Annotated in this window: 19 protein-coding genes; 11 read left to right on the top strand and 8 right to left on the bottom strand. The window is 60.9% G+C overall.

Going from position 1 to position 21,584, the window contains the following annotated elements; all coding sequences use genetic code 11:
• Positions 1–2: 2 nt before the first annotated feature.
• The 3 genes from pdhA to Q1A06_RS05440 form a co-directional block, all read right to left on the bottom strand.
• Positions 3–1,022, bottom strand: coding sequence for a pyruvate dehydrogenase (acetyl-transferring) E1 component subunit alpha (gene pdhA, locus Q1A06_RS05450; RefSeq protein ID WP_299559692.1), 1,020 nt, complete (start codon positions 1,020–1,022; stop codon positions 3–5).
• 127 nt (positions 1,023–1,149) lie between these two features.
• The gene (locus Q1A06_RS05445; protein WP_299559689.1) at positions 1,150–1,440 is read right to left on the bottom strand and encodes a septum formation initiator family protein; all 291 of its coding nucleotides are present in this window, start codon (positions 1,438–1,440) and stop codon (positions 1,150–1,152) included.
• 156 nt (positions 1,441–1,596) lie between these two features.
• On the bottom strand, positions 1,597–2,790 hold the full coding sequence (locus tag Q1A06_RS05440) for a phosphoglycerate kinase (protein WP_299559686.1): 1,194 nt from the start codon (positions 2,788–2,790) through the stop codon (positions 1,597–1,599).
• Between the two features lie 131 nt (positions 2,791–2,921).
• Here Q1A06_RS05440 and Q1A06_RS05435 point away from each other — a divergent pair, with 131 nt between their 5' ends.
• Together Q1A06_RS05435 and Q1A06_RS05430 are read left to right on the top strand one after the other, a co-directional pair.
• On the top strand, positions 2,922–3,428 hold the full coding sequence (locus tag Q1A06_RS05435; RefSeq protein WP_299559683.1) for a peptidylprolyl isomerase: 507 nt from the start codon (positions 2,922–2,924) through the stop codon (positions 3,426–3,428).
• Positions 3,421–3,975 (top strand): peptidylprolyl isomerase, encoded by a 555-nt coding sequence (locus Q1A06_RS05430; RefSeq protein ID WP_299559680.1) that lies wholly within the window; start codon positions 3,421–3,423, stop codon positions 3,973–3,975. The genes Q1A06_RS05435 and Q1A06_RS05430 overlap by 8 nt, the downstream gene beginning before the upstream one ends.
• Before the next feature lie 147 nt (positions 3,976–4,122).
• On the opposite strand, the gene Q1A06_RS05425 is transcribed toward Q1A06_RS05430, so the two are convergent.
• The 4 genes from Q1A06_RS05425 to Q1A06_RS05410 form a co-directional block, all read right to left on the bottom strand.
• Entirely contained in the window at positions 4,123–4,629 is a 507-nt protein-coding gene (locus Q1A06_RS05425) for a polymer-forming cytoskeletal protein (protein ID WP_299559677.1), read from the bottom strand.
• Positions 4,619–5,935, bottom strand: a complete 1,317-nt coding sequence (locus tag Q1A06_RS05420) for a M23 family metallopeptidase (protein ID WP_299559674.1) — start codon at positions 5,933–5,935, stop codon at positions 4,619–4,621. The genes Q1A06_RS05425 and Q1A06_RS05420 overlap by 11 nt, the downstream gene beginning before the upstream one ends.
• Positions 5,936–6,117: 182 nt before the next feature.
• The gene (locus Q1A06_RS05415; protein WP_299559671.1) at positions 6,118–6,927 is read right to left on the bottom strand and encodes a ferritin-like domain-containing protein; all 810 of its coding nucleotides are present in this window, start codon (positions 6,925–6,927) and stop codon (positions 6,118–6,120) included.
• Entirely contained in the window at positions 6,924–7,385 is a 462-nt protein-coding gene (locus Q1A06_RS05410) for a peroxiredoxin (RefSeq protein ID WP_299559668.1), read from the bottom strand. Before Q1A06_RS05410 ends, Q1A06_RS05415 begins: the two co-directional genes overlap by 4 nt.
• A gap of 129 nt (positions 7,386–7,514) precedes the next feature.
• On the opposite strand from Q1A06_RS05410, the gene Q1A06_RS05405 reads away from it, so the two are divergent.
• From Q1A06_RS05405 to uvrA, 9 genes are all read left to right on the top strand, one after another.
• Positions 7,515–10,907, top strand: coding sequence for a DUF3971 domain-containing protein (locus Q1A06_RS05405; RefSeq protein WP_299559665.1), 3,393 nt, complete (start codon positions 7,515–7,517; stop codon positions 10,905–10,907).
• Positions 10,908–10,917: 10 nt separating this feature from the next.
• A complete protein-coding gene (queA, locus tag Q1A06_RS05400; RefSeq protein ID WP_299559662.1) occupies positions 10,918–11,973 on the top strand; it encodes a tRNA preQ1(34) S-adenosylmethionine ribosyltransferase-isomerase QueA in 1,056 nt (351 codons plus the stop codon).
• A 79-nt stretch (positions 11,974–12,052) separates the two neighbouring features.
• Positions 12,053–13,324 carry an MFS transporter gene (locus Q1A06_RS05395; RefSeq protein WP_299559659.1) on the top strand — a complete coding sequence of 424 codons (1,272 nt, stop codon included), beginning with the start codon at positions 12,053–12,055 and terminating at the stop codon, positions 13,322–13,324.
• Positions 13,325–13,478: 154 nt separating this feature from the next.
• A complete protein-coding gene (locus tag Q1A06_RS05390) occupies positions 13,479–14,057 on the top strand; it encodes a DUF924 family protein (RefSeq protein WP_299559656.1) in 579 nt (192 codons plus the stop codon).
• A gap of 57 nt (positions 14,058–14,114) precedes the next feature.
• Positions 14,115–14,309 (top strand): hypothetical protein, encoded by a 195-nt coding sequence (locus Q1A06_RS05385; protein WP_299559653.1) that lies wholly within the window; start codon positions 14,115–14,117, stop codon positions 14,307–14,309.
• 83 nt (positions 14,310–14,392) lie between these two features.
• Positions 14,393–15,787, top strand: coding sequence for a dihydrolipoyl dehydrogenase (lpdA, locus tag Q1A06_RS05380; RefSeq protein WP_299559650.1), 1,395 nt, complete (start codon positions 14,393–14,395; stop codon positions 15,785–15,787).
• Positions 15,788–15,894: 107 nt separating this feature from the next.
• Complete coding sequence (locus Q1A06_RS05375) at positions 15,895–16,413, top strand: methyltransferase domain-containing protein (protein WP_366523496.1); 519 nt, start codon at positions 15,895–15,897, stop codon at positions 16,411–16,413.
• Positions 16,413–17,567 (top strand): MFS transporter, encoded by a 1,155-nt coding sequence (locus Q1A06_RS05370; RefSeq protein ID WP_299559644.1) that lies wholly within the window; start codon positions 16,413–16,415, stop codon positions 17,565–17,567. The genes Q1A06_RS05375 and Q1A06_RS05370 overlap by 1 nt, the downstream gene beginning before the upstream one ends.
• Before the next feature lie 81 nt (positions 17,568–17,648).
• Positions 17,649–20,510, top strand: coding sequence for an excinuclease ABC subunit UvrA (gene uvrA / locus Q1A06_RS05365; RefSeq protein ID WP_299559641.1), 2,862 nt, complete (start codon positions 17,649–17,651; stop codon positions 20,508–20,510).
• 179 nt (positions 20,511–20,689) lie between these two features.
• Here the strand turns inward: uvrA and mmsB are convergent, their stop codons facing one another.
• The gene (mmsB, locus tag Q1A06_RS05360) at positions 20,690–21,574 is read right to left on the bottom strand and encodes a 3-hydroxyisobutyrate dehydrogenase (RefSeq protein WP_299559638.1); all 885 of its coding nucleotides are present in this window, start codon (positions 21,572–21,574) and stop codon (positions 20,690–20,692) included.
• Positions 21,575–21,584 lie beyond the last annotated feature (10 nt).

Raw genomic sequence — 21,584 nt, 5'->3', positions numbered from 1 at the left:
GATCAAGCCTCCTGCGGGATTTCTGTGGCGTAGATATCGGTCCAAAGCTCATCGAGGCTCGGCTCGGGGCTGTCCTTGGCAAACTCGGCGCTGTCGTTGACAACGGCCTTGATTTCCTTGTCGATGGCCTTGAGATCGTCCTCCGAGGCGTGCTTGCCGGTCAGCAGCATGTTGCGCACCGCCTCGATGGGATCACGCTCGTCGCGCATCTTCTGCACTTCCTCGCGCGTGCGGTATTTTGCCGGATCCGACATCGAATGGCCGCGATAGCGGTATGTCTTGATCTCAAGGATATAGGGACCCTTGCCCTCACGGCAGTGCTTGACCGCCGTCTCGCCAGCGGATTTCACCGCCAGCACGTCCATCCCGTCGACCGCCTCGCCGGGGATGCCGAACGCCTTGCCGCGCTCCCAGATCTCCGCGCTCGAAGTCGAGCGTTGCTGCGAAGTGCCCATCGCGTATTGGTTGTTTTCGATCACAAAGATCACCGGCAATTTCCACAGGGCGGACATGTTGAACGTCTCATACACCTGACCCTGATTGGCTGCCCCGTCTCCGAAGTAGGTGAAGGTGACGTTGTCGTTGCCTTTGTATTTGTCGGCAAACGCGATGCCGGCTCCCAAAGGCACGTTTGCCCCCACGATCCCGTGCCCGCCATAGAATTTCTTTTCTTTCGAGAACATGTGCATGCTCCCACCCTTGCCCTTGGAATACCCGTCTTCCCGGCCGGTCAGTTCTGCCATGACGCCGTTGGGGTCCATGCCGCAGGCCAGCATGTGCCCGTGATCGCGGTAGGTCGTGATGCGACTGTCGCCATCCTTTGCCGTCGCCTCAAGTCCCACGACAACAGCTTCCTGACCGATATAAAGGTGGCAGAAACCGCCGATCAGACCCATACCGTAAAGCTGTCCGGCCTTCTCCTCGAACCGCCGGATAAGCAGCATGTCACGGTAGTACGCCTTGAGCTCTTCGGCAGAGACATTCGACGGCGCAGCTTTATCGCTGGGCTTTTTAGCGGCCATATGGCGATCCTCCCGGTGGTGCGGCGCGCGGTGCGCCACAAAATAGTTTAACGTTAAACTATAGCTTACCGGATTCGAAACGGGATGGCGAGAGGGGTTCTGCGCCCGCGTTTCGCACTGCGCGAAATCAGCGGATAACGATCTCGTCGGCGCGCACCATGCCTAGGACGCGCCGCGCCTGTTCATCGAGCAAATCAAGATCGAGATAGTCGTCCGACAGCCGCTGTGTCAAGTTTTCCATCCGAGCCACATCCGCGCGCACTTCGATCAGTTGGGCGCGCAGATCGTTCGCTTCACCGATGATTTCCGCACGGCGGAAAAGCCCGTAGTCCCCCTGCACGGCCGCGAACGTGAAATAGAGGCTCAACGCAAATGCGATCGCGAAAAAGAGAAGGGGGCCGAATGCCGGTCTGCTCATGAATGTGCCTCGATATGCCTGTATGAAACGCTGCCCGCGAACCACCTCTTTGCGGGTGATGATGCCACTATGGCACAGGCGATTCGCGATGGGAATCCCCCGCGATTCGTTTCGGCGGAAAAACTGTACGCACGCCATGTATCGTTCGCTGCCGGGCTAGCCGCCCAGTGCCGCAACGCCGGGCAGGGTCTTGCCCTCCATCCATTCCAGAAACGCGCCGCCTGCGGTTGAGATATATGTAAAATCCTCTGCCGCACCGGCCTGGTTCAGGGCAGACACCGTATCTCCGCCGCCCGCGACGGAGATCAGCGCAGCCTCGCGGGTCCGTGCGGCGGCATGACGTGCGGCAGCCACAGTCGCGGTATCGAAAGGGGCGATTTCGAACGCGCCCATCGGTCCGTTCCAGATCAGGGTCTTCAGCCCGTCGAACGCGGATTGGACCAACGCGATGCTGTCGGGACCGGCATCCAGCACCATTTGATCCGGATCGAGAACCGTGTCTGCCCCAAGCTGTACAACCGCGTAATCCGCACCTTCCTTGAATTCCCGCGCGACCAACCCGTCTACGGGAAGCAACACCCGGCATCCTGCAACTTCCGCTTGCGTCATGATATCCCGCGCGACTTCGAAGAAATCAGGTTCGCTCAGCGACGCGCCCAGTCTTGCGCCTTGTGCCGCAAGAAATGTGTTTGCCATGCCCCCACCGATCACCAGCAGATCGAGCCGGTTCACGAGGTTCTCAAGCAGCGCGATCTTGCTTGATACCTTTGCACCGCCGACAACCGCACCTACGGGACGCTCCGGCGTAGACAGCGCCGCTTCGAGGGCCGACAGTTCTGCTTGCATCAGCCTGCCCGCACAGGAGGGCAGGTGGTGGGCCACCCCTTCGGTGGATGCATGTGCGCGATGCGCCGCGGAAAACGCATCGTTGCAATAGACATCCCCCAAAGCGGCGATGCGCGCCGCGAACGCGGGGTCGTTCTTTTCTTCGCCCGGATAGAATCGGATGTTCTCCAGCAAGATCACATCTGCGCCTTGCGCCTCGACCGGCATCTTCTCGGCCCCGTCGAGCGTCTCAATGAACGCGACTGAGCACGCCAGCGCGTCGCGCAGCGCGGGAAGCACCTGCCGCAGGCTCATGTCGAGGTTCACCTTGCCCTTGGGGCGTCCGAAATGCGCCATCAGCATCGGTTTTCCGCCCTTGGCGAGGATGTCGCGCACGGTCGGCACGATCCGCTCGATCCGCGTTGTGTCGCTGACCCGGTCGTTCTCCATCGGTACGTTGATGTCGACCCGTACCAGCACACGCTTGTCGCGCAGTTCCATATCATCGAGTGATTTCCAGCCCATGCCCGCCATCCTTGTCGTTACGTCGGTTCCGGGTGCTGTTTTGCCGTTATATCGCCGAGGGTCAATGGACCCGCTTGGCAAATGTTGCCGCGCACCTTAGGTAAACAGTAATAAAATAATAGGAGCGCCCAATGGCCGAGATCAAAGACCCCGAAAATACCATTCTGATGGAACTCAAGGACGGAACCGTGACGATCGAACTGCTGCCCGACGTCGCCCCGAAACACGTCGAGCGGATGAAGACGCTTGCCCGCGCAGGTGCTTACGACAATGTTGCCTTCCACCGCGTCATCCCCGGTTTCATGGCGCAGACTGGCGATGTCCAGCACGCCAACATGGAAAAGGACTACAACCCCGGTCGCGCCGGTACAGGTGGGTCCGAGCACCCCGATCTGCCCGCAGAGTTCTCCAAGATCCCCCACGCGCGCGGCTCCTTGGGGGCGGCGCGGTCCGCCAATCCGAATTCGGCGAACAGCCAGTTCTTCATCAACTTCAAGGACAATGATTTCCTGAACGGGGAATACACCGTCTACGGTCTGGTTATCGACGGCATGGCCCATGTGGACAACATCGCCAAGGGCGAGCCACCGGCCAACCCCGATCGCATGATCAGCGTCAAGGTAGCCGCAGATGTATAAGCTTCTGACAGGCGCGGTCTGTGCCGCATGTCTCGCCTTGCCAGTGGGGGCCACCGGCATCGAGATCGTGATCGAGGGGGAGGCGAATGGGACTGTTACCGTCGATCTGTTCGAGGAAAAAGCGCCGCAGCATGTTGAACGGATCACCACGCTGGCGGCGAATGGTACATACGATGATGTCGTGTTTCACCGCGTGATCGACGGCTTCATGGCGCAGACCGGCGATGTCGAACATGGCCGTGTAGGCAACGATATGCGCCGTGCGGGGACGGGCGGATCTGACATGCCGGACCTCGCGGCCGAATTTTCCGACCTGCCGTTCGAAAAAGGTGTGATCGGCATGGCACGGGCGCAAAGCCCCGATTCCGCCAACAGCCAGTTTTTCATCATGTTCGATGAAGCGCCGTTTTTGAATGGTCAATACACCGTCGTCGGCAAGGTCACGGACGGGCAGGATGTGGTCGACGCGATCAAGCGCGGCACCGGCCCGAACGGTGCGGTCGTCGGCGCCCCCGACGTCATGAAGTCGGTGACCGTAACCGACTGAACTCAGCCATAACCGAATGAGAGAGGGCGCGCCGGTGCGGTGCGCCTTTTTCTTTGTCTCGCCGCTGATTGCCGCCAGTCAGCGGAACGCAACAAAAAAGCGCCGCACAGAACCTGCGGCGCTTTCGCGTGAACAAAATGCGGTCGCTCAGGACGCCGGGTTGGGCTTTTGCGCCGGTGCGGATTTCGCACCCGGATTCAGCGGATCGTCCTGGCGCTGCACGGAGCCTTCGAAATGCGCGCCGCTTTCGATCGCGATGGTCTTGTGGATAATGTCACCCTCGACACGCGCGGTAGATGTCAGGCGCACTTTCAAACCGCGCACCCGGCCGACGATACGGCCGTTGATCACCACATCATCGGCGACGACCTCACCCTTGATCGTGGCTGTTTCGCCGATGGTCAGCAGATGCGCCCGGATGTCGCCCTCGACCGTGCCTTCGACCTGGATGTCGCCGGTGGTTTTCATGTTGCCGGTAACATGAAGATCTGCGGACAGAACCGAGGCCGGCGGCTTAGCCTTGGGCGCGCTGGCCTTGAATTCATTCTGCTTTTGCGCAGGCGCCGGAGGCGTCGAAGGCGACGCAGGCGAAGCGGTCTTGTTCGCATCACCGGAGCTTGGCGCGGGATCGTTTATTTTGCTCTTAGAAAACATCGTTTGCTGCCTTGATATAGATCATTGGATTGACAGGTTGCCCGCCCACACGCACTTCGTAGTGAAGATGCACGCCGGTGACCCGTCCTGATGCACCCATATCACCTATCCGCTGACCGCGCGACACTCTTTGCCCGACTTTCACACGCATTTTCGACATGTGTGCGTAGCGGGTTTCGATCCCGAATTCATGCTGAATCTTGACCAGACGTCCATATCCTGAACCCCAGCCGGCGTGGGTCACAACACCGTCCGCCGTAGCATAGAGAGGCGTGCCCATACCTGCGGCAAAGTCGACGCCGCTGTGCATCCGGCGGCCCCCTGTCTTGGGGTCGCGGCGAAAACCGAACTGCGAGGTAAAGCGGAACGAATCCTGCACGGGATTCGCGAATGGCGCCTTGGCCGCCGCGATGCGGTACAGGTTCAGCTTGTCCATCTGGTTAAGCAGTCGATTGGCGCGCAGGGTATCCACCGTCGGCTGTTCCCCGCGTGTTGTAAAGCTGAGCGGTGTAAGCGGACCGCCCTGACCGGAATAACCCTTGCGCACGGTGTTCAGGATCCGGTCCGTGGGCATGCCGGCGGCGCGGAACATGCGGTCCAGCGGCGCAACGGAAACGGTCATCGCTTCTTCGAGCTGGCGAAAGATCGCGTCATTCTGTTCTTCCATCAGCGTAATTTTCTGCGTCAGCTCGTCAGCCTGCAACAGCGCATCCTGCGCGTCGATGATGACCTGATCACGCTCCGCTGCGGTGCGCGACAGCGCGTCAGCCAGAAATTCGACAGGGGCCGTACTGGCCGCGACCTGAACGGCGCCGCCACCTTCGTCCATCATGCCCGCGATCTGCGTGCGCGCGGCTTCGCGGTCCTTCATGGTGTCGCGCAGGGTCGTCTGGATCACGTCGATCCCGGTCTCAAGCTCCCGGCGGCGGTTCTCTGAATTGAGCAGTTCGGACTGCATCACTGAAATCTGGGCGAGGGCTGCGTTGAAACGCTCCTGCGCGGCAAGAGCCTCTTCCGCGCGACCGTCGCGCTGTGCGCTCAGATCGTTCAGCCGGGCCTGATAGGTGCGTTGATCGCGTTTCGCCTGTTCGCGGAAATTCCCTGCGCCGATGCTGTCCATCAGCACGATCGCGGTGGCGATGATTGCCCAGGCGACCAATGCTGCCGATCCGGCAAAGGCGACCAGCTGTGTCGCGGGTCGCAGACGGATAAATCGGGTATCGTTGTCTGATTTGAGAAATACGCGGCGTTCCGGGAAGTATTTTTCCAGAATGGCATGAGTTTTAATCGCGAGCTGTGTTCGCACGTCTATTATATCCCCTTGGTCCTCTGACAGAAACATGTGTCCCGCATGCCTCTGTTAGGAATATTGCAATATCTAGGGGGAACTCATCGGGCAACCCTCGGAGACGCACCGGACGATTCGTTGCCGAAAAATGATGCAAATGGGCAAAAATCCGCCGATGTCAGGGCCTTGGCGCACCTTCTTTACCTGCTGTCGGCCAAGGGCCAGTAAAAATCCGGCGGAATCCCCGCCTCGGCACGCTTTTCCTCGTTGAACGGTGGCTTGAGCTGGCCGTGAAAATACTGTCTCACGAGGGCGTGGAATTTCTCAGTCGGGTCAAGCTCGTGGCGACCGCACAGAAAATGAAACCACTTTGACCCGTACGCGACGTGGTGGACTTCCTCCGCATAGATCGTCTCAAGCGCCGCGATGGCGCCTGCGTCTTTCGCACGTTTGAACACTTCGATCATACCGGGTGTCACATCCAGCCCGCGCGCCTCCAGAACCATCGGTACCACGGCAAGCCGGCCCATGAAGTCATCGACCGTGTCTTCGGCCGCCCGCCACATGCCCGCATGGGCGGGCAAAGCACCGTAAAAGCTGCCCGCCGCTTCAAGGCAGTCACACATCAGGTTGAAATGTTTGGATTCCTCGTCCGCCGCCTTGACCCAGTCATCGTAAAAACCGATGGGCATCTTCGTATCGGTAAACCGGGCGATGATGTCCCAGTGCAGATCGACGGCGTTGAGCTCGATATGCGCGACTGCATGCAGCAACGCGATGCGCCCCTCTGGCGTACCCGGACGCCGGCGCGGCACATCGCGCGGGCTGAGCAGTTGCGGCGCGGCGGGCCGCGCGGGATGCAGCGGCGGATCGGCGCGCCCGATCTCGGGCATCCCGCCGTCCGCGCGGGCACTGCGCCACTGCGCGGCAAAATCGTGCGACAGGGCAGTCTTTTCGCGGCCATCCGCCGTGCGCAGCACCGCTTCCGCCATCTGGGCCAGCGCGATCACAGCGCGCGCGCCGCTTCAAGCACTTCATCGACATGCCCGTCCACTTTGACCTTGCGCCAGATCCGCGCAACATTTCCCTGATCGTCGATCAGATAGGTGGCCCGTTCAATTCCCATCGACTTTTTGCCGTACATGTTCTTCTCGACCCAGACACCGTAGTCTTGCGTCACCGAACCTTCCTCGTCAGACAAGAGCGGCACGTCGAGCGCGTGCTTGGCGGCGAAACGGTCGTGTTTGGCCATCGTGTCACGCGAGATCCCGAACACCTTGACGCCTGCGGCATCGAACTCCGCCAGCCGGTCGGAAAATCCCACGCTTTCCCTGGTGCAACCCGGCGTGTCGTCACGCGGGTAGAAATACAAAACCACCGGCGCGCCTGGCAGGTCCGACAGCGTGACAGAGCCGCCACCGGTAACGGGCAACGTGAAATCGGGAGCGGGTTGGGATATCTCGGGCATCAGACTACTCTTAATGTGAGGGGCGCGGCCTTGGACCGCCTGTCGGCCTCTGTCATAGTAGGGTGAGGGGGGCAAAGTCCAACCCCCGCCCAGCGTATCTGTACCGGCTTTTTGAGTGACCCCCGCGCGATGACCGACCCCGCCCCCCCAGAAGAGACGCGGCCCCCGGTTCCGCGACGCAAGCGCAAGCGGTTCTTGCTGCTGCACGGTGCGGCCTACGCGGTATGGACGATGGGTGTGCTGGTCACGGTTCTGATCGTCGCGGGCATCTATTTTATCTATGAACGCCCGCTTGTGGCACCGGACTGGATCGAAGCGCGGATCGAGGCGCGGCTGGCCGAGGATCTGCCGCAGGCGCGGGTGACATTCGGTGAATTGCGCCTGCTGGTGGAGGAGGGCTGGCGACCGCAGATCCGCCTGCGTGACGTGTCCGTGCGCACGTTGGGCGGAGAAGAGATCGTGCGGTTCTCGGAAAGCAAGGCCAAGTTCTCAATGTCCGCACTGCTGGGGGGCAGGATCGCGCCCAGCGAAATCACGATGACCGGCGTCTTCGCCACACTGTTGCGCGAGAGCGACGGCAGTTTTGCGCTGCAATCCGAATTCTCAAGCGCGGGTGGGTTGCGGTTCGAGACACCCGGTGATGCCGTCGACCAGATCGACGCGCTGCTGTCGCAGCCGGGGCTTTCCGGTCTGGACCGTGCCGAGCTGCGCGGGCTGACCCTGCAATTCATCGACAGACGGGTGCAGCGCGCGTTTACCCTGGATGGCGGGCGCCTGATCGCGACGCGCAATGGTGACACCCTGTCGGTCGATGCCGATCTGGCGCTGTTGGGCGAGGGGCCGGGCGTCACGACGCTCGCGGCCAATTTCAACAGCGTGATCGGGACGCCAGAGGCTCAGTTCGGTGTGACTCTCGACAACATGTCCGCTGCCGACATCGCTTTGCAAAGCCCCGCCTTCGGATGGCTCGGTGTTCTGCGTGCGCCGATCTCGGGTGCCGTGCGTGCGGGCGTGCGGCCCGACGGCACGCTTGCACCGCTCTACGCGACGCTTCAGATCGCGAAGGGATCGGTGCAGCCCACGGACCAGACCCGTCCAATCCCTTTCGACGCCGCGCGCAGCTATTTTTCCTATGACCCCGCAGAAGGCGTGCTGCGGTTCGATGAGCTGTCGGTGCAAAGCCCGTGGATCACGGCCCGCGCCGAAGGCACGGCGACGCTCACGGGGCTGAGCGCCGGAACGTTGGAGCAACTCGTCGGCCAGTTCGACATCACCGAGCTCAGCGCCAATCCAGCCGATCTCTACCCGCAACCCGTCAAACTTGACCGCGCCAGCATGGATTTCAGCTTGCGCCTCTCTCCCTTCGTGCTTGAACTCGGCCGGCTTGAGATCACCGATCAAGGCCGGACCAGTCGTGCCATGGGCAAGCTTTCGGCCGAACCGGAGGGTTGGAAACTGGCGCTGGATGCGCGTGCAGAAAGTATCGGTTACGACCGCATCCTCGATCTGTGGCCCGAACAGGTCAAGTTGAAGACCCGAAAGTGGCTGGGAGAGAACCTGACCGGCGGGCGGATCAGCGATGCCGATTTCGCGTTGCGGCTTTTGCCTGGTGAGGCACCGCGCAGTTTTCTATCCTTCGGGTTCGAGGACGCGACGGTGAAGGCGTTGAAGACCTTGCCGCCGATCACGCAAGCACAGGGTCGCGGCAGCCTTGATGCGAACCGTTTCGTCATATCGCTGGACGCGGGCCGGATGACAACGCCCGAGGGCGGCGTGCTGACTATCGACCGCACCGCGTTCATCATTCCCGATACCACCGTAAAAGACGGCGCGCCCGCCGTGGTGCGGCTGAACGTGCGCTCGGACGTCACGTCGGCGCTTTGGGCGCTGGACCAACCCCCGATGCAGGTGATGCGGCGCGCGGGCCTGCCAGTGGCGCTGGCCGACGGGCAGGTGGATATGGCCGGAACGCTCGCGTTTCCGCTGCGGCGGGGCGGAGACCCAAAAGACGTGGTTTTCGATGCGACAGCCGTAATCACCGATGTGCAAAGCGACACGCTCATCAAGGGTCGCGCGCTGCGCAGCCCCCGGCTGGCCGTCACCGCGAACAACGAAGGGGTTGAAATTGCAGGCGCAGGGACCCTTGACGGAGTGTCGTTCGACGCGAGCTGGCGCCAACCCATCGGCGCTGGAAGCACCAAGAGCACGCTGAGCGCAACGGCCACCCTCTCGCCACGGGCGTTGGACGCTTTCAACGTGGCGCTGCCGTCCGGCACCGTTTCGGGGACTGCTGAGGCACAGATCTCCATAGCACTCGAAAAAGGGCAGCCCCCGCGCATGTCGCTGCGATCGGATCTTCGGGGGCTCGCGTTGAATGTGCCGCAGTTGGGATGGCGCAAAGCTGCGGCAACGGCTGGAACGCTCGATCTTGACGTGATCCTGGGGGCCACCCCCACCGTGCCGCGCCTGTCACTTGCCGCCGCCGGTCTCGACGCGCAGGGCAGTGTGACGCTGGCGGCGAACGGTGGCGGCCTCGAACGGCTGCGGCTGGACCGGTTGCGACTGGGCGGTTGGCTGGATGTGCCGGTTGATCTGATCGGGCGCGGCGCGGGGCGCACGCCGCAGGTCGCAATTCGCGGCGGCACGTTGGACCTTCGCCGTGCGCAATTCGGATCGGGCGGCGGAGCTTCTGGACCGGCGGGTCCCCCAATCGAGGTGCAACTTGACCGGCTTCAGATCTCGGAAACGATCTGGGTGGCCGGGCTTTCAGGCACATTTTCTACCCAGGGCGGTCTTTCGGGGCCGTTTCAGGCGCAGCTCAACGGGGGGACGGCGATTCGCGGGACCGTCGTGCCGCGCAATGGCCGCAGCGCCGTGCGCGTGCTTTCGCAGGACGCGGGCGGTCTGTTGCGCTCTGCGGGCGTGTTGCAGCAGGCGGTCGGTGGCGCGCTGGATCTCACCTTGGTCCCGGTGGGCAGCGGCGGCGCCTTCGACGGCAGGCTCAAGATCGACGGCTTGTCAGTCAAGGATGCGCCGGCGATGGCGGCGCTGGTCAACGCGATTTCCGTCGTGGGGCTGGTTAATGAGATGAACGGCGACGGCATCTATTTCACCGAAGTCGAGGCCGCGTTCCGGCTGACGCCGAACCGGATGACCCTCACCAGTGCCAGCGCCGTCGGTGCGTCGCTCGGCCTGTCGATGGACGGCGTATATGCGACGGATACGGGTCAGATTGCGATGCAGGGGGTGATCACGCCGGTTTATCTGCTCAACGGCATCGGCTCCTTGCTGACCCGCAAGGGAGAAGGGCTGATCGGTTTTAACTACGTGCTACGGGGCGATGCGAAATCGCCCGACGTCTCGGTGAATCCCCTCTCGGCACTGATGCCGGGAGGGCTACGCGATATTTTCCGTGCGCCGCCGACCGAATTGCCGCAGGTAGACGGCGGCACGGGCGACGCTCGGACGCCTGCCGAAAAAGCATCGCCAAGCCCCGTTGTGCGCGGGTTCGAAGGTCGCTAGATGCGGCTGCATGAAACTCAGTGAATTCGATTTCGACCTGCCCGAAGACCTGATTGCTGTGCGTCCCGCGCAACCGCGTTCTGCCGCGCGTATGCTGATCGCCGACGGGGACGCGACCCACGACGCGCATTTCCGTGATCTGCCCGACTGGCTGCGCGCGGGCGACCGGCTCGTGCTGAACGACACCCGCGTTATTCCCGCGCGTCTGTCGGGCCTGCGCCACCGCGAGAGCGGGCAGGGCCCCGTGGCCGCCCGGATCGAGGTGACGCTGCTGGAGCCGCAGGCACAGGCCGGGGTGTGGTCGGCGCTGGTCAAACCGCTGCGCAAGCTGAAGATCGGCGAACGGATCGTGTTCTCCGACGCGCTTTGTGCGACCCTGAAGGACACGGCGGATGGCCAGGCGTTTCTGGAATTCAACCTGACGGGCGATGATTTCGACACGGCGCTTAACGCCGCAGGGGCCATGCCGCTGCCGCCGTATATTGCCGCGAAACGGGCTGCGGATGCGCGCGATCACACCGATTACCAGACCGTTTGGGCCAGGAACAAGGGAGCGGTCGCAGCCCCCACAGCCTCGCTTCATTTCGATCTGCCGTTGTTGGAGCAGGTGTCACGGATGGGTGTCGAGATCACCTATGTCACCCTGCACGTCGGTGCCGGTACCTTTCTTCCGGTCAAGGTGGACGACGTCGCCGATCACAAGATGCACAGCGAATGGGGTCAGGTAAGCGCGCAGGCCGCCGCCGAGATCGCGCAGACCAAAGCAGCCGGCGGACGGGTTATCCCGGTGGGAACCACGGCGTTGCGGCTGGTTGAGACGGCGGCACGCGGCGGCACGATTACCGCTTGGGAAGGCGACACCGACATCTTCATCACGCCGGGATTCCAGTTTCGCGTGACGGATGCATTGATGACAAATTTCCACCTGCCGCGCTCCACACTGATGATGCTTGTCTCGGCGCTGATGGGGCAGGACCGGCTGCGCGGGATTTATGCGCACGCGATCACGAATAAGTATCGTTTTTTCTCTTACGGAGACGCGTCTCTGCTGATACCGGCGCGCTAGCGTCCGAAACTGTCGCAAGTGAACCCGACAGGCGGTGCGCGGCACCGGTAAGGCTGGCAAGAGATTAGAGGTAGGCGATATGTTTCAGGTCCTTACAAGCGCGTGGGCACTCCTGTTGGGGATGTGCCTGCTGATGGTTGGAAACGGCATGCAAGGTACATTGCTCGGCATCCGTGGCGGTATCGAAGGCTTTGATACCTTTGCAATGTCCATCGTGATGTCGGCGTATTTCGTGGGCTTTCTCGGCGGATCGCGTTTGGCACCCGGCATGATTCGCCGGGTCGGCCATGTACGCGTCTTCGCGGCATTGGCCTCGCTGATCTCGGCAGTCATGATTCTCTATCCGACGTTTCCCAACATCGTCATCTGGTCGATCGGTCGGGTGCTGATAGGCTTTTGCTTCTCGGCGGTCTATGTCACGGCGGAAAGCTGGCTCAACAATGCGGCGACGAACGACAACCGGGGCCAGGCGCTGTCGCTTTACATGATCGTGCAAACGGCGGGCATCGTCATCGCTCAGGGCCTTCTTCTGGTGGCTGATCCGGGGGGATTTGTCCTGTTTGTCATTCCATCGGTTCTGGTGAGCGTCGCGGTGACGCCGATTCTGCTCTCGATCAGCCCGACACCGGCGTTCGACAGCACCAAACCGATGAGCCTGCGCGCCTTGGCCGGTTTCTCGCCGCTGGGTTGTGTCGGCATGTTCCTGTTGGGCGGGGTGTTTTCGGCCCAGTTCGGCATGGCGTCGGTCTACGGCGCCGAGGCGGGGCTGAGCGTCCCCCAGATTTCAACGTTCGTCGCCACCTTCTTTGTTGGCGCGATTATTCTGCAATATCCGATCGGCTGGATTTCCGACCGCATGGACCGTCGCGGTCTGATCGTTATCGTCTCGGCCATCGGTGCGGGCGGGTCTATTCTGGGCATGGTGATGGGCCATGTATTCCCTTTGCTGCTTGCATCGGCCTTCGTCGTCGGCGGTATGTCGAACCCGCTTTACTCGCTGCTTATCGCACACACGAACGACTTTCTGGACCGTGACGATATGGCGGCGGCGTCCGGCGGGCTGATCTTCATCAACGGCCTTGGCGCGATTGCCGGGCCCGTGATCACCGGTTGGATGATGGGAACGACGCTGGGGCCGGGCGGTTTTTACCTCTTTACCGCGATCCTTTTCGTCGCGTTGGTGGTCTATGCGGCCTACCGCTCCACCCGTCGCGATGCGGTGCCGGTGGAAGAAACCGGCAGTTACGTGCCGATCTATGCGTCGGCCACACCTGTGGCACTCGAGATCGCGCAGGAATACGCGAGCGAGCACGCGCCCGACGACGATAAAAATGTCAGTGAGGCGTCATGACCGGCAAATCACCGCTGCCTATGGGAAACAATTAAACAGATCAGGGCATTGATTGCGCTAAACATGTCCGTTTGTTGCAAAACGTGTGTGTTCAAAGCACCTCCAAACCGGTTAACCTTGGGTAAATACGCGCACAAAGAGAAGGAGTGCGAGCATGGTAGGTCCTGAGACAGTACTGGAATTCTGGCTGGACAAGGTCGGACCCGACGGCTGGTATGCGGTGGACGACGCCCTGGACGCGGAAATACGCGAGACTTTCGCCGGGGCATTGGACGCCGTGCGCGACGGCGGGCTTGGCATGTGGTTGACCTATCCGTCCGGCACGCTGGCCTATCTGATCCTGACAGACCAGTTCCCCCGCAACATGTATCGCGGAAGCGCAGAGGCTTTTGCGTTTGATGCCCATGCGCTTGCTGTCGCCAAATCCGCGATCTTCAAGGGCTGGGACCTGAAAATAAACGCGCCGGCGCGACAGTTCTTTTACCTGCCGCTGATGCATTCGGAAAATCTGTGCGATCAGGACCGGTGTGTGCGTTTGCTGGTCGAGCGGATGCCGGAAGGCGGAAACCTGCTGCACGCGCAGGCGCACCGCGAGGTTATTCGCGAATTCGGACGCTTCCCGTATCGCAATGAAGCGCTGGGGCGCACGGATACCCGTTCTGAAATCGCTTATGCCGAAAAAGGCGCCTACGGGCACACCTTGCGCGAGTTGCAGCAGGCGCACGCCGCCTGAGGTACGGAACAGATGCTGCGAAAGGGCGTTTCTTCCTAAAGTGAGAAGGAGAAAAATATGTCTGGTCGTGTCTTGTTATGGCTTTCAGTCGCGGTTCTTTTGGCGGGCGTGGCAATCGTCACTCTGGCGCCGTCGGTACCTGCGGAAACCGGTCCCGGAGACGGAATTGCATGGCTGATCCCGGTGGGGTACTTCACCACGCTTTTGGGCGCTGTCGGTCTATGCATCGGCTGGTTTCGCAAGCAACGCTGATGAGGCGGGCCCCCATTGCTGAGCCTCGGAATATGGTTTAATGCTAAACCATATTTGCCCGACACTTACCGCGAGGTGCGCCAATGGCCGAAACTAACTATGACCTGATCGTGATCGGTGCAGGGCCGGGCGGATACGTCGCGGCCATCCGGGCGGCACAGTTGGGCAAAAAAGTCTGCATCGTCGAACGGGAAAATCTTGGCGGCATATGTCTGAATTGGGGGTGTATCCCGACCAAGGCGATGCTGCGGACCTCGGAAGTTTTCCACCTCATGCAGAGGGCAAAGGAGTTCGGGCTGAAGGCGGAAGGGGTCGACTACGATCTCGATGCGGTCGTCAAGCGGTCGCGCAAGATCGCCGGTCAACTGTCGGGCGGCATCGGGCATCTGATGAAAAAGAACAAGATCGCCGTGGTGATGGGGGAGGCCAGGATCACGGCAAAAGGCAAGGTCAGCGTCAAGACGGACAAGGCAACCGAAGCCTTGGCGGCCAATGACATCGTTCTGGCGACCGGCGCGCGGGCGCGCGAATTACCCGGGCTGGCAGCGGATGGAAAGCTGGTCTGGACCTACCGGCACGCGCTGCAACCGCCGCATATGCCGAAAAAGCTGCTTGTGATCGGGTCCGGCGCTATCGGTATCGAATTTGCAAGCTTTTACAATACTTTGGGTGCGGAAACCACCGTCGTCGAGGTAATGGACCGTGTCCTTCCGGTCGAAGATGCGGAGATTTCCGCCTTTGCCAGGAAAGCCTTCGAAAAGCAGGGCATGAAGATCATGCAAAAGGCGATGGTCAAGAAGCTCGACCGCGCCCAAGATAAGGTCACTGCCCACATCGAGGTAGGCGGCAAGGTGGAGAAACTTGAATTCGATACCGTTATCAGTGCTGTGGGGATTGTTGGCAACGTGGAAAACCTCGGCCTCGAAGATCTGGGCGTTAAGATCGACCGCACGCATGTCGTGACCGATGAATACTGCCGCACAGGCGTCGATGGTCTGTACGCGATCGGGGATATTGCGGGGGCGCCATGGCTTGCCCACAAGGCCAGCCACGAAGGTGTCATGGTGGCCGAATTGATCGCGGGCAATCATGCCCATCCGGTCAAGCCGGAAAGCATTGCGGGCTGTACCTATTGCTATCCACAGGTCGCATCCGTTGGCTATACCGAAGCCAAGGCAAAGGAGCTGGGGTTCGAGATCAAGGTCGGGCGCTTCCCGTTCATCGGCAATGGCAAGGCCATTGCGCTGGGTGAGGAAAGCGGCATGGTCAAAACCATATTCGATGCGAAAACCGGCGAACTGTTAGGCGCGCATATGATTGGCGCCGAAGTGACCGAGCTTATTCAGGGGTATGTCGTGGGTCGCCAGTTGGAAACCACCGAAGAGGACCTGATGAACACTGTCTTTCCGCATCCGACGCTGTCGGAAATGATGCACGAATCCGTGCTGGATGCCTACGGGCGCGTGATCCATATGTGACGCATACGTCGTCGGCGTTGCGGCCACTGGACGGGAACGGGAGCTGCTGACATAGTTCAGCCATGGGTAGTCTGAACCGAGTTGTCATGGGTCCCGCGTCGCGCCGAATGATCCAGGAGATGAAACCTCAGCGATTGAAAGTCGCTGAGATTTCAGGGAATTATGGCGAGCAGTTCGACTTCAAAAGCTACGAGCAGTTCCGCTATCCGGAGCATGATATCTGCGCCGGTCCCTACATTGATCCACAGACGGGCAAGCCGCGCAAATTTGATCTGATCATGGCCAATCAGGTGTGGGAACACCTCGACAGGCCCTATACCGCGACCAGACACGTGCGCCAGATGCTCAAGAAAGGCGGCACCTTCTGGGTCGCGGTGCCGTTCTTTGTGCCGTTCCATGCGGCCCCGATGGACAATTCGCGCTGGTCGGCGCGCGGCCTTAAGAACCTTCTCGTCGAGTGTGGTTTCGAGGAAGATATGGTTCAGTCCTTCCAATGGGGCAATCGCCATGTGGCGCAGCGCAATCTGGAACAGTCCTGGCCACCCGAATATGACGAGGCCACGGACGACATCGAAAACGATCCCGACATGCCTGTGTGCGCCTGGGCGATGGCTGTCCGAAGCTGATGCGGGGCTCTTGGCCGCTGATCTTTGCGCTTTGGGGCGCAGGACTGGGCGCGGCGGGGCAATACGCGAAAATTTCCGTCATCTACGACCTTCTCGGCGCGGCCTATCCCGATGGCGGGGTGCTTCTGGGCTGGCTGGTGTCTGCCGTCGGTATGGTAGGCATCGTGCTGGGCGTTGTGGCGGCACTGCTCGTGGCACGGATCCGCTACCGGCGTGCGCTGCTGAGCGCACTGTGGCTCGGTGCCATTCTCTCTGCCGTGCAAGCGTTGTTGCCCCCGTTGCCGGTGATGCTGGGTCTGCGCCTGATCGAAGGGGTTTCTCACCTTGCCATTGTGGTCGCAGCGCCCACCCTGATCGCGCAGATCGCAACCGACCGCCAGCGCGGGCTGGCTTTGACGCTTTGGGGGACGTTTTTCGGGGTGGCGTTCGCAGTGATGGCGTGGGGCGGCAGGCCGTTGGCCATTTTCGCAGGATTGCCTACACTGTTTGCGGCGCATGCGGTCTATATGGCCGCCTTCGCGCTGTATCTCGCACCGCGCCTGGTGGCGTTGCCAGACCGAAACAACAGCCCGCCCATGTCCGTGCGCGTCATATTGCGCACCCACGCAATCATCTACCGCTCTCCCTCGATTGCAGCACCCGCGATCGGCTGGCTTTTCTACACGTTCTGTTTCGTCTCCATCCTGACGGTCCTGCCACCCTACTTGCCCGATCAGATTCGTGGTGCCGTGATGGGCGCAATGCCATTGGTCAGCATTGCCGTCTCCATGACACTTGGCGTGGGGCTGCTGCGACTTTTCCGCGCCGTCGAGGTTGTTATTTTCGGGTTCGGATTTTCGGCATTGGCGGTTTTCTGGCTCTGGGCGTCGCCCGCTTCACCGGCCGCATGCCTCGCGCTGGCGGCCGCGATGGGGCTGATTCAGGGCAGCAGCTTTGCTTCCGTCGCACAGCTGAATACCACACCGGAGACACAGGCCCAGGCGAACGGGGCTATGGCGCAAATGGGTAATCTTGGCAATACGTTGGGCACCCCGGTGATGGCGCTCGCCCTCGCACAATGGGGCTATGTCAGCTTGCCTGTACTGGCCGGTGCGGCCTTCTTGATGGGCCTGACGCTGCATCTCTTTTTCGACGCGTGCCGCAGAAACGCATGATGTTTACCATTTGTTCGCTTTTTCGCATTGGAGAATCCCGCCACTGCGCCTATATCGCGTAGGAATGACGGGGGTGTCTGAATGGCCGAATTGAAGAACATCGAAGTGCGCGGCGCGCGCGAACATAATCTGAAAAACATCGACGTGGACATCCCGCGCGACCGGCTGGTGGTGATCACCGGACTGTCCGGGTCCGGTAAATCTTCACTCGCGTTCGATACGATCTATGCGGAAGGCCAGCGGCGCTATGTCGAATCGTTGTCCGCCTATGCGCGTCAATTCCTTGATATGATGCAGAAACCGGACGTGGATCACATTTCCGGCCTCAGCCCCGCTATTTCCATCGAACAGAAAACCACGTCAAAGAATCCCCGTTCGACCGTCGGTACGGTGACGGAAATCTACGACTACATGCGTCTTCTGTTCGCGCGCGTCGGCACGCCCTACAGCCCCGCAACGGGCAAACCGATCGAGGCGCAGCAGGTGCAGGATATGGTTGACCGGATCATGAAAATGGAAGAGGGGACCCGCGCCTATCTGCTGGCCCCCATCGTCCGCGACCGCAAAGGCGAATACCGCAAGGAATTTCTCGAGCTGCGCAAATCCGGTTTCCAGCGGGTGAAGGTGAACGGCGAGTTCTACGAATTGGACGAGCCGCCGACGCTCGACAAGAAGTTCCGTCACGACATCGATGTGGTGGTCGACAGGATCGTCGTCCGCGAAGGGCTTGAAACACGTCTGGCGGACAGTCTGCGCACGGCGCTGGATCTGGCGGACGGGATAGCGATCCTTGAGACCGCGCCAAGCGAGGGGGAGCCGGAGCGGTTTACGTTTTCGGAGAAATTTGCCTGTCCCGTCAGTGGCTTCACCATCCCCGAGATCGAGCCACGGCTGTTTTCCTTCAACGCTCCCTTCGGCGCATGCCCGTCGTGCGACGGCCTTGGCAAAGAGCTGTTCTTTGATGAACGCCTCGTTGTGCCGGATCAGAACCTCAAAATCTACGACGGTGCGCTGGCGCCATGGCGTAAGGGAAAATCACCCTATTTCAAGCAGACCATCGAAGCCATCGCCAAGCACTACGGCTTTAGCCAGAGCGCGAAGTGGAAAGACATCGATCCAAAGATCCAGAATGTCTTCTTGTACGGGTCCGGCAAGGAAGAGATAAAGTTCCGCTACGATGAGGGCGGGCGTGTCTACGAAGTCAGTCGCGTGTTCGAAGGTGTGATTCCGAATATGGAACGCCGCTACCGCGAGACCGACAGCAATTGGATCCGCGAAGAGTTTGAACGCTATCAGAACAACCGTCCATGCGGCACGTGTGATGGATACCGATTGCGCCCCGAGGCGCTGGCGGTGAAAATCGCGGGCCTGCACGCGGGCGAGGTGGTGCAAATGTCGATCCGCGATGCCGCGGACTGGTGCGAAAAAGTGCCTGCGGAACTGTCGCAGCAGAAAAACGAGATTGCACGGGCCATTCTCAAAGAGATCAGGGAACGGCTGGGGTTCTTGAATAACGTTGGATTGGAATACCTTACACTCGCACGTTCAAGTGGCACATTAAGCGGTGGCGAGAGCCAGCGTATCCGGCTTGCCTCCCAGATCGGCTCTGGTCTGACCGGCGTTCTCTACGTGCTCGATGAACCCTCCATCGGTTTGCATCAGCGAGATAACGACCGTCTGCTGCTGACCCTTAAGAACCTGCGCGACCAGGGCAACACGGTGATCGTCGTCGAACACGACGAGGAAGCGATCCGCGAGGCTGACTATGTCTTTGACATTGGGCCGGGGGCGGGGGTGCACGGCGGGCAGGTCGTCGCCAAAGGGACACCTGCCGAAATCGCGTCGAACGAAAACTCCGTGACGGGGCAATACCTGACCGGCGCGCGCGAGATTGCCGTCCCGGCGAAGCGCCGCAAGGGTAACAAGAAGAAAATTCAGGTCGTCAAGGCATCGGGCAACAATCTGCACGATGTCACGGTCGATTTCCCGCTGGGCAAATTCGTCTGCGTGACAGGCGTGTCGGGGGGCGGCAAGTCGACGCTGACCATTGAGACCCTGTTCAAGACGGCGTCGATGAACCTCAATGGCGCGCGCCAGACCCCGGCACCCTGCGAGACGATCAAAGGGCTAGAGCACCTTGATAAGGTGATCGACATCGACCAGCGCCCCATTGGACGCACCCCGCGGTCCAACCCCGCCACCTACACCGGCGCGTTCACCCCGATCCGCGATTGGTTCGCCGGTCTACCGGAGGCGAAGGCGCGCGGTTACAAACCCGGCCGCTTCAGCTTCAACGTAAAAGGTGGACGCTGCGAGGCCTGCCAGGGGGACGGCGTAATCAAGATCGAGATGCATTTCCTGCCTGACGTCTACGTGGAATGCGAAACCTGCAAGGGTGCGCGGTATAACCGCGAGACGCTCGAGATCAAATTCAAAGGCAAAAGCATTGCCGACGTTCTCGATATGACGGTGGAAGATGCGCAGACGTTCTTTGCCGCCGTTCCGTCTATCCGCGAAAAGATGGACGCGCTGATGCGGGTCGGGCTTGGCTATATCAAAGTGGGCCAGCAGGCGACGACCCTGTCAGGGGGCGAAGCACAGCGGGTGAAGCTTTCCAAGGAGCTGGCACGCCGTTCGACGGGCCGCACGCTTTACATACTTGACGAACCGACAACAGGTCTGCATTTCGAGGATGTGCGCAAGCTGCTGGAAGTGCTGCATGAATTGGTCGATCAAGGCAATTCCGTCGTCGTTATCGAGCACAATCTGGATGTCATCAAAACCGCCGATCATCTGATCGACATCGGACCCGAAGGGGGGGATGGCGGCGGCCGCGTCGTGGCGACCGGCACGCCCGAGGATGTCGCGGAAGTGGCAGAAAGCTACACCGGTAAGTATCTCAAACCGATGCTCGCCCCACAAAAGAAAGTCGCGGCAGAGTGACCTTGAAGCCCTGAAGTATACGTGGGGTCGGGAGAAGGGCGTCGCGTTCAGGTTGTTCAACCATGAACCGGCGCCCTCGTCCTTGCTGCGAAGGCATTACCCCGTCGCAGGCGCGAAGAGCTTGCCGTTGCTGTCTTCCGCCATTTGCCAACAGGTATAACGAGAGCCTGCTCGCGGTATCATCCTTGTCGGCTACGGCCCTCCAGCCTCGGAAGCATGGCGGAGAAATCCTTGCCGCGACCGTCTTCCTCTTCGACGAATGTCGCATATAGCTCGCGGGCAAGCGCACCCATCGGGGTGTCGGCATCCGCTGCCTCGGCTGCCTGCTGGCTCAGGCCCAGATCTTTCAGCATCAATTCCGCGGCAAAACCCGGAGCGTATCCGTTATCGGCCGGCGATGACGGCCCGATACCCGGCGCAGGGCAGTAGGCGTTCATCGACCAGCTATAGCCGGAGGAGGTGCTGACCACGTCGAACATCTTTTGGCGATCGAGGCCCAGTTTATCGGCCAGAGCAAAGGCTTCGCAGGTGACGATCATCGTCGCACCAAGGATCATATTGTTGCAGATTTTTGCTGCCTGACCGGCCCCCGCGGTGCCACAATGTACCGCCTTTTGCCCCATGACCTCAAAGAGTGGGGCCGCGCCGGCAAAAGCGTTGTCGGTACCGCCGGCCATGAACGTGAGCGTTCCCGCAGATGCACCACCGACGCCCCCGGAAACCGGAGCATCAACGAATCCTGCACCCTGTGCGTGCGCCATCTCTGCGACATCGCGCGCGCTTTCCACATCGACGGTGGAGCAATCAATCAGGACTGCACCTTGCTTCATCCCTTCGAGAATGTCGGCGGCGACGCTGCGCAGGATCGCGCCGTTTGGCAGCATCGTAATGACGAAATCCGCGTCCCTGACAGCCTCGAGTGCGGACTTCGCAGATGCTACGCCCTCGGCGGTGGTACCTGCGGTGTCGAAACCAACCACGTCATAGCCTGCCTCCGCAAGATTATGCGCCATCGGCGCGCCCATGTTGCCCAATCCGATAAAGCCGATTTTCTGCGTTGTCATATCCGTCTCC

The organism is uncultured Sulfitobacter sp. (assembly GCF_947497275.1).
Lineage (GTDB): Bacteria > Pseudomonadota > Alphaproteobacteria > Rhodobacterales > Rhodobacteraceae > Sulfitobacter.
Note: the sequence above shows the minus strand (reverse complement) of the source record. Positions and strands in the feature narration are given on the sequence as shown.

Coding starts and splice junctions, on each gene's coding strand:
- Q1A06_RS05440 (WP_299559686.1), bottom strand. CDS start 2,790: ATGGGCTGGAAATCACTCGATGATATGGAACTGCGCGACAAGCGTGTG.
- Q1A06_RS05370 (WP_299559644.1), top strand. CDS start 16,413: ATGCGGGGCTCTTGGCCGCTGATCTTTGCGCTTTGGGGCGCAGGACTG.
- uvrA (WP_299559641.1), top strand. CDS start 17,649: ATGGCCGAATTGAAGAACATCGAAGTGCGCGGCGCGCGCGAACATAAT.
- Q1A06_RS05425 (WP_299559677.1), bottom strand. CDS start 4,629: ATGTTTTCTAAGAGCAAAATAAACGATCCCGCGCCAAGCTCCGGTGAT.
- Q1A06_RS05445 (WP_299559689.1), bottom strand. CDS start 1,440: ATGAGCAGACCGGCATTCGGCCCCCTTCTCTTTTTCGCGATCGCATTT.
- Q1A06_RS05375 (WP_366523496.1), top strand. CDS start 15,895: ATGATCCAGGAGATGAAACCTCAGCGATTGAAAGTCGCTGAGATTTCA.
- pdhA (WP_299559692.1), bottom strand. CDS start 1,022: ATGGCCGCTAAAAAGCCCAGCGATAAAGCTGCGCCGTCGAATGTCTCT.
- mmsB (WP_299559638.1), bottom strand. CDS start 21,574: ATGACAACGCAGAAAATCGGCTTTATCGGATTGGGCAACATGGGCGCG.
- Q1A06_RS05435 (WP_299559683.1), top strand. CDS start 2,922: ATGGCCGAGATCAAAGACCCCGAAAATACCATTCTGATGGAACTCAAG.
- Q1A06_RS05405 (WP_299559665.1), top strand. CDS start 7,515: ATGACCGACCCCGCCCCCCCAGAAGAGACGCGGCCCCCGGTTCCGCGA.
- Q1A06_RS05430 (WP_299559680.1), top strand. CDS start 3,421: ATGTATAAGCTTCTGACAGGCGCGGTCTGTGCCGCATGTCTCGCCTTG.
- lpdA (WP_299559650.1), top strand. CDS start 14,393: ATGGCCGAAACTAACTATGACCTGATCGTGATCGGTGCAGGGCCGGGC.
- Q1A06_RS05385 (WP_299559653.1), top strand. CDS start 14,115: ATGTCTGGTCGTGTCTTGTTATGGCTTTCAGTCGCGGTTCTTTTGGCG.
- Q1A06_RS05395 (WP_299559659.1), top strand. CDS start 12,053: ATGTTTCAGGTCCTTACAAGCGCGTGGGCACTCCTGTTGGGGATGTGC.
- Q1A06_RS05410 (WP_299559668.1), bottom strand. CDS start 7,385: ATGCCCGAGATATCCCAACCCGCTCCCGATTTCACGTTGCCCGTTACC.
- Q1A06_RS05390 (WP_299559656.1), top strand. CDS start 13,479: ATGGTAGGTCCTGAGACAGTACTGGAATTCTGGCTGGACAAGGTCGGA.
- queA (WP_299559662.1), top strand. CDS start 10,918: ATGAAACTCAGTGAATTCGATTTCGACCTGCCCGAAGACCTGATTGCT.